Origin of the sequence: Paraburkholderia tropica (assembly GCF_900109265.1) — a bacterium.
Taxonomy (GTDB): domain Bacteria; phylum Pseudomonadota; class Gammaproteobacteria; order Burkholderiales; family Burkholderiaceae; genus Paraburkholderia; species Paraburkholderia tropica.
In genome coordinates, this window is sequence record NZ_FNZM01000004.1 from 431440 (window position 1) to 443024 (window position 11585).

An 11585-nucleotide genomic window follows, 5' to 3' on the forward strand; every position below is an offset into this window, starting at 1 on the left:
TCGCCCGGCCCCGCGCGGCCCGCCCCGGCAGCCCACGGGCAACGTGATCGCATCCGGTGGTATTTCGGCCCTGCATCCACGCTGTCCGACGTATCTGGAATACGACCGATGGAACCTCCTCACGCCTATGCGCCGCGGATCTACTTCGTCCATTCCGTCCTTGCCGGGCCGCTCGACGCGTGGCCCGCGCATTTCGCGCATGCGGCCTCACTGGGCTTCGATCATGTCCTGATCGGCGCCCTGTTCGCGCCAGGCCGCTCGGGCGACGACCGCATCGTCGCCGATCATCAACGTCTGCATCCCGCGTTCGGTTCGCCGGAGCCGGTGCTGGACGCCGTGCGCCGGCTCGCGAGCGCCGCGCGCGAACGCGGCCTCACGCTGCTCGCCGATCTGACGCTCGACCGCGCGGCCGCCGACGGCGCGCTCTATGCCGGGCATCCGGAATGGTTTCATCCGTTCGAGCCCGAGGACGCGCGGCTCGATCCGCGCCACGGCCATCGCGACGCGAACGTCGCCTATGCCGATTTCGAACGCGCGGGCGCGCCGCTCGCGGTCTGGTGGACGCAGTTCGCCACGCGGCTCGCCGATGCGGGCCTCGGCGGCTTTCGCATCGACTCGCCGCATCGCGTGCCCGCCAACGTGCTGCGCGCGATCTTCGACGGCGTGCGCGCGAGCCGTCCGCAAACGCGCTGGCTCGCCGCCACGCCAGGCCTCGCGCGCGACGCCATCGCGCAACTCGAACACGCGGGCTTCGACGCCGCGTTCACCTCGCTGCGCTGGTGGGACTTCTCGTCGAGCTGGATGGTCGAGGAGCACGAGGTGGTGCGCCGCGTGGGCTCGCCGATCGCGTTTCCCGAAGCGCCGTACGGCACGCGCTTCATCCACGATCTCGACGGCGCCACCGACGCGCGCGCGGTCGAGCGCGCCTACCGGCGCATGTTGCGCACGGCGGCGGCCACGGGCACCGGCTGGCTCGTGCCGATGGGCTTCGAATACGGCGTGGAAGAAGCCAGTGGCCACGGCGGTCCGCACGCGCACGATTACGGTGCACGCGAACCAGCGCTGAGCTGGCAGGAGATGAAAGCACGCGGACCGTTCGATCTCTCGGCCGACATCGCGCACGCGAACGCCTTACAGCGCGAAACCCTCATCCTTCAGACCAAGGGCGAACTGCGCGCGCTCAACGGCCCCGGCGCGCCGGTCGCCGCGTTGCTGCGCGGCGATCACGCCGATCTCCGCGACGCAGGCGAAGCGCTCCTCACGCTCGTGAATCCCGCGCTCGCCGCGCCGGTGCGCGTGAACATGGCGCACCTGCTGGCGGGCGCGCCCGGCGGCTTCACGCGCTTCGAGCCGCTCGACGCGCAGTCGCTGCGCGGCGTGCGCGAACGCTCGCCGCGCGACGCGAGCGCGATTCCCCCGACGTTCACGCTGCCCGCGGGCGCGTGCTGGATGTTCCGCGCGCTGGCGACGCCGCTCGTCGCGCTCGCGCCGCCCGAGGACCTCGCGAAGTCGCCGACGAGCGGCCACAAGAGCGTGATCGAAGCGATCGCCGCGCCGCGCATCGCGATCGAAAGCGTGTGGCCGTCCGTCGATCACGGACGCTTCGTCGCCAAACGCATCGTGGGCGAGCAATGCGAAGTGCGCGCCGCGATTTTCGCGGAAGGCCACGACCGCATCGACGCCGCGATCCTCTGGCGCGCCGCCGACGAAACCGCCTGGCACGAATCGCCGATGAAACCGCTGCCGCCCGCCGGCACCGACCTCTGGAGCGGCACGTTCCCGCTCGAACGCGTGGGACGTTACGAATTCGTCGTGATCGCGTGGCGCGACGACTTCGCCTCGCTCGCCGTACATCTGCAAAAGAAGCGCGACGCCAACCAGCCGGTCGATCTCGAACTCGAAGAAGCGAGCCGCCTGCTCGCGCTCGTGCTCGCGACCGCCGACACGTCGGACGATCACAGCGAAGCGCACGCGCACACCCGTGCGGCGCTCGACGCGCTCGTCAAACGCTTCGTGAGCGCCGACACCGACACGCGCTGCGCGCTGCTGGCCTTGCCCGCCACGGCCGCCGCCGTGCGCGCCGCGAATCACCGGCCGTTCCTCTCGCGCGACGCCACGGTGCAACGCGTGGACGCCGAGCGCGCCGCTGCGCGTTTCGCGAGCTGGTACGAGATCTTCCCGCGTTCGATGAGCGACGACGAAACGCGCCACGGCACCTTCGACGACGTGATCGCGAAAATGCCGCGCATCCGCGACATGGGTTTCGACGTGCTGTATTTCCCGCCGATCCATCCAATTGGGCTCGCGAACCGCAAGGGCCGCAACAACGCGCTGAACGCGCAGCCCGGCGACGTCGGCAGCCCGTACGCGATCGGCGCGGCCGAAGGCGGCCACACCGCCGTGCATCCGGAACTGGGCACGCTGGAAGACTTCTGCCGCATGCTCAACGCGGCGCACGCGCACGGCCTCGAAATCGCACTCGATTTCGCGATTCAATGCTCGCCCGACCATCCGTGGCTGAAGGCGCATCCGGGCTGGTTCGCGTGGCGTCCCGACGGCACGCTGCGCTACGCCGAAAATCCACCGAAGAAGTATCAGGACATCGTCAATCCCGAGTTCTACGCGCACGACGCCAAGCCCGAACTATGGCTCGCGCTGCGCGACGTGATCCTGTTCTGGGTCGATGCGGGCGTGCGCATTTTCCGCGTGGACAATCCGCATACGAAACCGCTGCCGTTCTGGGAATGGATGATCGCCGACGTGCGCGCGCGCCATCCCGACGTGATCTTCCTCTCCGAAGCCTTCACGCGTCCGCGCCTCATGTACCGGCTCGCGAAGATCGGCTTTTCGCAGTCGTACACATACTTCACGTGGCGCGAATCGAAGCGCGAGTTCATCGACTATCTGACCGAACTCACGCAGAGCGAAGTGCGCGACTTCTACCGGCCCAACTTCTTCGTCAACACGCCCGATATCAACCCGCGCTATCTGCAAAGCGGCGCGCGTTCGATCCACCTGATCCGCGCCGCGCTCGCCGCGCTGCTCTCGGGATTGTGGGGCGTGTATAGCGGCTTTGAATTGTGCGAAGCGCGGCCGCTGCCCAACAGCGAAGAATATCTGGATTCCGAAAAGTATCAGCTGCGTGCGTGGGACTGGAACCGGCCCGGCAATATCGTGGCGGAAATCGCGTCGCTCAATCGCATCCGGCGCGCGAATCCCGCGCTGCAATCGCATCTGGGCATCACCTTCCTCGGCGCGCACAACGACAACGTGCTGTGCTTCGAAAAGGCCACGCCGGCGCGCGACAACGTGATTGTCGTCGCGATCAACCTCGACCCGTGGAACGAGCAAGGCGCCGATATCGAACTGTCCTGGGACACCTTCCAGGCCTGGCAGATCGACGATCACGCGCGGCTCGCGGTCGTCGACGAAATGAGCGGCGAGCGCTTCGAATGGCAAAGCCGCTGGCAGCACGTGCGGCTCGATCCGCACGCGCGGCCGTTCGCGATCTGGCGCATCGCGCCGATCGACGGTCTGCCGCGCGACACCCCGCCCGACGCACTCGACGAACCGGTCGAAGGCCACCCCGAATTCAACGCGGACTTCCCTCCCGGAGGAGCCACATGAAACGCGATCCCGCTTCGCACGAGGCGCCGCCGAATCCGGACGCCGCGCCGGTCTCGGACCCGACCGCGCAGCACGACGACGAGCACGGCCATCGGGCGCACGCCACGCAAAAGCGCGGCAAGCCCTCGCCGCTCTCCGACGACCCGCACTGGTACAAGGATGCGGTGATCTATCAGGTGCACGTGAAGTCGTTCTTCGATGCGAACAACGACGGCGTGGGCGATTTCGCGGGCCTGCTTTCCAAGCTCGATTACATCGCCTCGCTCGGCGTGACCGCGATCTGGCTGCTGCCGTTCTATCCGTCGCCGCGCCGCGACGACGGCTACGACATCGCCGACTATCGCAACGTGCATCCCGACTACGGCCAGCTCGCCGACGTGCGCCGCTTCATTCAGGAAGCGCACGCGCGCGGCATGCGCGTAATCACCGAACTGGTCATCAATCACACCTCGGATCAGCATCCGTGGTTTCAGCGCGCGCAGCGCGCGAAGCCCGGCTCGAATCATCGCAACTACTACGTGTGGTCCGATACCGATCAACGTTATCAGGGCACGCGCATCATCTTCATCGACACGGAGCCGTCGAACTGGACGCACGATCCCGTCGCGGGCGCGTATTACTGGCACCGTTTCTATTCGCACCAGCCCGACCTGAATTTCGACAATCCCGCCGTGCTGCGCGAAGTGCTCCAGGTGATGCGCTTCTGGCTCGACATGGGGATCGACGGATTGCGGCTCGACGCCGTGCCGTATCTGGTCGAACGCGAAGGCACCAACAACGAGAACCTGCCCGAAACGCACGCGATTCTGAAGAAGATTCGCGCGACCATCGACGAGCATTATCCCAATCGGATGCTGCTCGCCGAAGCGAATCAATGGCCCGAGGACGTGCAGGAATATTTCGGCAACGAAGACGAATGCCACATGGCGTTCCACTTTCCGCTGATGCCGCGTCTGTACATGGCGATCGCGAGCGAGGACCGCTTTCCGATCATCGACATCATGAAGCAGACGCCGGATCTGCTGCCCAGTTGCCAGTGGGCGATTTTCCTGCGCAATCACGATGAACTCACGCTCGAAATGGTCACCGATTCCGAGCGCGACTATCTCTGGAACACCTATGCGAGCGACCGTCGCGCGCGGCTGAATCTCGGCATTCGTCGCCGTCTCGCGCCGCTCATGGAACGCGACCGCCGCCGCATCGAACTGATCAATTCGCTGCTGCTCTCGATGCCCGGCACGCCCGTGATCTATTACGGCGACGAACTCGGCATGGGCGACAACATTCACCTCGGCGACCGCGACGGCGTGCGCACGCCGATGCAGTGGTCGTCGGATCGCAACGGCGGTTTTTCGCGCGCCGATCCCGAACAGCTCGTGCTGCCGCCGCTGATGGGCTCGCTCTACGGCTACGATGCGATCAACGTGGAAGCGCAAAGCCGCGATCCGCATTCGCTGCTCAACTGGACGCGCCGCATGCTCGCCACGCGCCGCTCGAAGCAGGCGTTCGGGCGCGGCACGATCCGCTTTCTGCGGCCCGCGAATCGCAAGATCCTCGCGTATCTGCGCGAGATGCCGGGCGAGCCGTCCATTCTGTGCGTCGCCAATCTCTCGCGCGCGCCGCAAGCGGTCGAACTCGATCTGTCCGAATTCGCCGGCACCGCGCCTGTGGAAATGACGGCCGATTCGGTGTTTCCGCCGATCGGCCAGTTGCCGTATCTGCTGACTTTTCCGCCCTACGGTTTCCTGTGGTTCCTGCTGTGTCCGGGCAGCCAGCGTCCGTCGTGGAGCCAGCCGGCGTCCGAGCAGTTGCCCGAATTCGTGACCGTGGTGATCCGCGAAGGACAGACCGGCGCCACGCCCGAAAACGTGCGCCTGCTCGAATCGGAAGTGCTGCCGTCGTGGCTGTCGCGGCGTCGCTGGTTCGCGTCGAAAGACAAGCCGCTGCGCTCGGTGCGGCTCGCGGCGCTCACGACCATCACGGGTGCGGGCTTCGCGTTCACGGAGATCGAAGCCGAACTCGCCGACGGCGCGACCGAGCGCTACGTCCTGCCGATCGCGATCACCTGGGGCGCGGACACCACCACGCCGCTGCACATCCAGCTCGCGCTCTCGCGCGTGCGGCGCGGGCGCACGATCGGTTATCTGACCGATGCCTTCGCGCTGCCGTGGTTCGCCTACGGCGTGCTGCGCAAGCTGCGCGAGCGCGCGCAGGTGCCGACCGTGCAAGGCAGCACGATCCGTTTCGAGCCGACCGATCGCATCGAGGAACTCGATCTCGGCGATGAACCCGAGATCCGCTGGCTTGCCGCCGAACAGAGCAACAGTTCGCTGATCATCGCCGAAACGCTGGTGCTCAAGCTCGTGCGCCGCCTGATGGCGGGCGTGCATCCGGAAGCGGAAATGAGCCGCCATCTGACGAAGCTCGGCTATGCGAACACCGCGCCGCTCTATGGCGAAGTGGTGCGCGTCGATCCGCAAGGCGTGCCGCATACGCTCGCGATCCTGCAAGGCTTCATCGACAACCAGGGCGACGCGTGGGAATGGGCGCTCGATTATCTGCGCCGCACGATCGACGAACTCGCGCTCGCCGCCGACGACGGCGAAACCGGCGAGCAGGATCAGGCCCACGAAGACGAGGTGATGCAGAACTACGCCGCCGTGATCGGTGCGATCGGCAAGCGTCTGGGCGAACTGCACGCCGTGCTCGCGCTGCCCGACGACGACGAAGCCGATTCCGCCTTCGCGCCCGAGGCCGCGACGCCTGACGACGTGCGCCAGTGGGTCGGCGACGCGCGCAAGATGCTCGTGACGGCGCTCGACATCGTGGCGCAGCATATCGGCGACGACGACCACACGCTCGACGCCGACACGAAGGAACTCGCGCGCAGCCTGATCGAGCGCCGCGACGCGCTGCTGGCCAACGTGGACACGCTCGTGCCGCTCGACGCCGCCGCGTGGCGCATCCGCATTCACGGCGACTTCCATCTGGGCCAGGTGCTGCTCGCGCAAGGCGACGCGTATCTGATCGACTTCGAAGGCGAGCCCGCGCGTTCGCTCGAATACCGGCGCACGAAGCAATGTTCGCTGCGCGACGTCGCGGGCCTGTTGCGCTCGCTGTCGTACGCGAACGCCGCCGCGCAATCGACGACCGAAAGCGCGCCGCAGCAGATCGCCGAGCGCAAGCGCGCGCTGTTCGAGCGCTTCCGCGGCCACGCCGCCGAAACTTTCCTGAGCCAGTACCGCGCGGCGGTCGCCAACGCGCCGCTCACGCTCGTCGGCGCATCGCACGAACAGGCGCTGCTCGACCTGTTCCTGATCGAGAAGGCGGCCTACGAGATCCGCTACGAAGCGGCCAACCGGCCTTCGTGGCTGGGCCTGCCGGTGCGTGGCCTCGCCGCGCTCGCGAGCCGTTTGCTCGGCCAGACGCCAACCCATACTCACACCCACACGGGAGGAAGCGGACATGCCTGAGCGCGCCCCGGACGCCGGCCTGCATCATCACGACATCGACGCGCTGATCCACGCGCGTCATCGCGATCCGTTCGCCGTGCTCGGGATGCATTGGGTCGACGGCGCGCCATACGTGCGCGCATGGCTGCCGAACGCCTCGCGCGTGCGCGTGCTCGCGCGCGACCGCGCGCATACGCTCGGCGAACTCACGCGCGTGCATCCCGCCGGTTTGTTCGCCGGACCGATCGCGGAAGGCGTGGCGTATCGGCTCGATATCGACTGGCATGGCGTGGCGCAGGAAGTCGAAGATCCCTATTCGTTCGGCGCGCAACTGCCGCAGGAAGCGCTGCATCGACTCGCCGACGGCGACCCGTATGCCGTGCTCGAATGCCTCGGCGCGCGGCCGCTCGTCTACGACGGCGTGCCGGGCGTGCGCTTCGCGCTGTGGGCGCCGAACGCGCAACGCGTCTCCGTGGTCGGCGACTTCAACGCGTGGGACGGACGACGCCATCCGATGCGGCTGCGTCACGAAGCGGGCGTGTGGGAACTGTTCGTGCCGCGCGTGGCCGCGGGCGCGCGCTACAAGTTCGAGATCCTCGGCGCGCGCGGCGAGGTGTTGCCGCTCAAGGCCGATCCCTGCGCGTTCCAGACCGAAGCGCCGCCCGCCACGGCGTCGGTGGTCGCGCCCGTGGACGCGCTCGATCATTTCGCCTGGCACGATCACGACTGGCTGCAAGGGCGCGCCGAACGCCAGAACGCGCGCGCGCCGATCTCGGTGTACGAAGTGCATGCGTCGTCCTGGCTGCCCACGCAGGGCGCCGACGCGCCCGCGCCCGACTGGCGCGCGCTCGCCGACCGCCTGATTCCCTACGCGCAGGGCATGGGCTTCACGCATCTGGAATTGCTGCCGGTGGCCGAGCATCCGTTCGGCGGATCGTGGGGTTATCAGCCGCTTTCGCAGTTCGCGCCCACGGCGCGTCTCGGCTCGCCGCTCGACTTCGCGGCGTTCGTCGACCGCGCGCACGAAGCCGGGCTCGGCGTGATTCTCGACTGGGTGCCCGCGCACTTTCCGAACGACGCGCACGGCCTGATCGAATTCGACGGCACCGCGCTCTACGAACACGCCGATCCGCGCGAGGGCTATCACCCCGACTGGAACACGATGATCTACAACCTCGGCCGCCGCGAGGTGAGCGCGTTCCTGATCGCGTCGGGGCTCGCGTGGCTGATGCGCTATCACGTCGACGGCCTGCGCGTCGACGCCGTCGCTTCGATGCTCTATCGCGACTATTCTCGCGCGCAGGGCGAGTGGGTGCCGAACATGTACGGCGGCCGCGAGAATCTGGAATCGATCGCCTTCCTCAAGCGCCTCAATCACGAAACGCAGTACGTGCCGCAGCGGCCCGGCGTCATCACCATCGCCGAAGAATCGACCGCGTGGCCGGGCGTGACCGCGCGTCCCGAGGACGGCGGCCTCGGCTTCCAGTTCAAGTGGAACATGGGCTGGATGCACGACACGCTGCACTTCATGCACGAAGACCCCGTGCATCGCCGCTATCACCATCACGAGATGACGTTTGCGATGGTCTATGCGTGGTCCGAGCGTTTCGTGCTGCCGCTCTCGCACGACGAAGTGGTGCACGGCAAGGGCTCGCTGCTCGGCAAGATGCCCGGCGACCGCTGGCAGAAGTTCGCCAACCTGCGCGCGTATTTCGGCTTCATGTGGGCGCATCCGGGCAAGAAACTGCTGTTCATGGGCGGCGAGTTCGGCCAGATGGCGGAGTTCGATCACGACGGCACGCCGCACTGGAATCTGCTCGACGACCCGCTGCATCGCGGCGTGCAAGCATTGGTGCGCGACCTCAATCGTCTTTATGCCGACGAACCCGCGCTGCACGTGCTCGACACCGAGCCGGGCGGTTTCGAATGGCTCGTTTCCGACGACAGCGAGAACAGCGTGCTCGCGTGGCGGCGCGTCGACGGCGCGGGCAACGAGATCGTCGTCGTCTGCAATTTCACGCCGGTGCCGCGCCACGGTTATCGCATCGGCATGCCGCAGCCGGGGCAGTGGGAAGAAGCGCTCAACAGCGACGCGGAAGTCTACGGCGGCGCGAACATCGGCAACGGCGGGCTGGTCTCGACCGAACCGGTGCCGAGCCACGGCCAGCCGCAATCGGCGGCGCTCGTGCTGCCGCCGCTCGGCACGCTGATCCTGCGCTTGCGACGTTGACAGGGGCACACGCGAAATTCATCAGGAATCCGATGCAATACAAGAATCAGCAGAAGGAGCATCGATATGGCTAACGGCATGCCCGACCGGCTGCTGCCCGGCGCGCCCTACCCGCTCGGCGCGACGTGGGACGGGCTGGGCACCAACTTCGCGGTGTTCTCGGCGCACGCGTGGCGCATCGAGCTGTGCATTTTCGACCCGACCGGCCGCAAGGAACGCATGCGCTACAAGCTGCCCGAATGCACCGACGAAATCTGGCACGGCTATCTGCCCGACGCGCATCCGGGCACCGTGTACGGCTTTCGCGCGCACGGCCCGTATCAGCCGCACGAAGGCCATCGCTTCAATCCGCACAAGCTGCTGCTCGATCCGTACGCGCGCCGTCTCGTCGGCCAGATCCGCTGGTCCGACACGTTGTACGGCTATCGCGTGCATTCGAACCGCGCCGATCTCTCGCTCGAGCGGCGCGACTCCGCGCCCGCGATGGCCAAGGCCGTCGTCACGCACGACACCTTCGACTGGTCGCAGGATCAGCGGCCCAACACGCCGTGGAGCGAGACCGTCATCTACGAAACGCATGTGCGCGGCATTTCGATGCTCCGCCGCGATTTGCGCAGCCATCAGCGCGGCACCTTCGCCGCGCTCGGCTCGCCGTATTTCATCGAGCATCTGCACAAGCTGGGCGTGACCGCCGTGGAGCTGCTGCCCGTGCACGCGTTTCTTTCCGAGCGCTTTCTCGTCGAGCGCGGCTTGCGCAATTACTGGGGCTATAACTCGGCGGCGTTTTTCGCGCCCGAGCCCTCGTATCTCGCGGGCCACGACACCGACGAAATGCGCATCGCGATCCGCCAGCTGCACGCGGCCGGCATCGAAGTGTTGCTCGACGTGGTCTACAACCACACCTGCGAAGGCGGCGAAGTCGGCCCGACGATCTCCTGGCGCGGTCTCGACAACGCGAGCTATTACCGCTGCGTGCCCGGTGACGAACGCCATCTGATCAACGACACGGGTTGCGGCAACACGCTCAATCTGTCGCATCCGCGCGTGCTGCAGATGGTCGCCGACTCGCTACGCTACTGGACCACGTCGTATCGCATCGACGGCTTTCGTTTCGATCTCGGCGTCACGCTCGGACGCGAGCCGCACGGTTTCAATCCCGACAGCGGTTTCTTCGACGTGCTGCGCCAGGACCCCGTGCTCTCGCAGGTCAAGCTGATTTCCGAGCCGTGGGACGTGGGGCCGGGCGGCTATCAGCTCGGCAATCATCCGCCCGGATTCGGCGAATGGAACGACCGCTATCGTGACAGCGTGCGCCGCTACTGGCGCGGCGCGCCCGCGCAGCGCGCCGATCTCGCCGCGCGGCTCACCGGTTCTGCCGATCTGTTCGACAAGCGCAAGCGCCGCCCGTGGGCCTCGCTGAATTTCGTGACCTCGCACGATGGCTTCACGCTCGCCGATCTCGTGTCCTACGAGCGCAAACATAACGATGCGAACGGCGAGGAGAACCGCGACGGCCACAACGAGAACTGGAGCGCGAACTGGGGCGTCGAAGGCCCGAGCGACGATCCGGCGATACTCGACACGCGCGCACGCGTCGCGCGCTCGATGTTCGCCACGCTCTGCATCGCGCTCGGCACGCCGATGATGCTGGCCGGCGACGAAACCTGCCGCACGCAGCAAGGCAACAACAACGCGTACTGCCAGGACAACGAAATGTCGTGGGTCGACTGGGCGCTCGCCGCGACGCCGCAAGGCGAAGCGATGACCGCGTTCTGCGCGCGCGCGATCGCGCTGCGCCGGGATCATCCCTTGCTGCGCGAAGCACGGTTCCTGTTCGGCGACCGCGAGGTGATGCCCGACGTGCACGACATCGACTGGTTCGACGAACACGGCGAGCGGCTCACGCCCGCGGCGTGGCAGGACCCCGAAGCGCGCGCGTTCGCGGTGCGGCGCGCGGGCCCGGGACTCGACGGCGAAATCGAAGTATTGTTGATGATGCTGAACGCGTCCTCGCAGGCGGTGACGTTCAGCACGCCCGCGCCGCGCCTCGCGTGGAGCGCGCTGCTCGACACCGCGCACCCCGAGGACGCGCCGCACGCGCTCTACGACGCCAGCTTCGAAGTCGCCGCGCACGCGCTGGTGGTGTTGTGCGCGCGGCCCGCGCACGGCGCGCACGCGGCGCACGAGAGCGGGCACGACGGCGCCGCGTCCGCGAGGACGCCGCCGCCCGACCCGCGCCAGCCGCACGCCGCGCAGGAAAACGCAGCTCGATAGCT

General features: G+C 67.3%; 4 protein-coding genes. All 4 read left to right on the forward strand.

Annotated elements, in window-relative coordinates; genetic code table 11:
* Nucleotides 1-108: 108 nt before the first annotated feature.
* Complete coding sequence (locus BMY06_RS08635) at nucleotides 109-3627, forward strand: alpha-1,4-glucan--maltose-1-phosphate maltosyltransferase (protein WP_074982609.1); 3519 nt, start codon at nucleotides 109-111, stop codon at nucleotides 3625-3627.
* Nucleotides 3624-7100 (forward strand): maltose alpha-D-glucosyltransferase, encoded by a 3477-nt coding sequence (gene treS / locus BMY06_RS08640; RefSeq protein WP_080180222.1) that lies wholly within the window; start codon nucleotides 3624-3626, stop codon nucleotides 7098-7100. The genes BMY06_RS08635 and treS overlap by 4 nt, the downstream gene beginning before the upstream one ends.
* Nucleotides 7093-9309, forward strand: a complete 2217-nt coding sequence (gene glgB, locus BMY06_RS08645; protein ID WP_074982611.1) for a 1,4-alpha-glucan branching protein GlgB — start codon at nucleotides 7093-7095, stop codon at nucleotides 9307-9309. Before treS ends, glgB begins: the two co-directional genes overlap by 8 nt.
* A gap of 66 nt (nucleotides 9310-9375) precedes the next feature.
* A complete protein-coding gene (gene glgX / locus BMY06_RS08650) occupies nucleotides 9376-11583 on the forward strand; it encodes a glycogen debranching protein GlgX (protein ID WP_074982612.1) in 2208 nt (735 codons plus the stop codon).
* The last annotated feature ends 2 nt before the right edge of the window (nucleotides 11584-11585 follow it).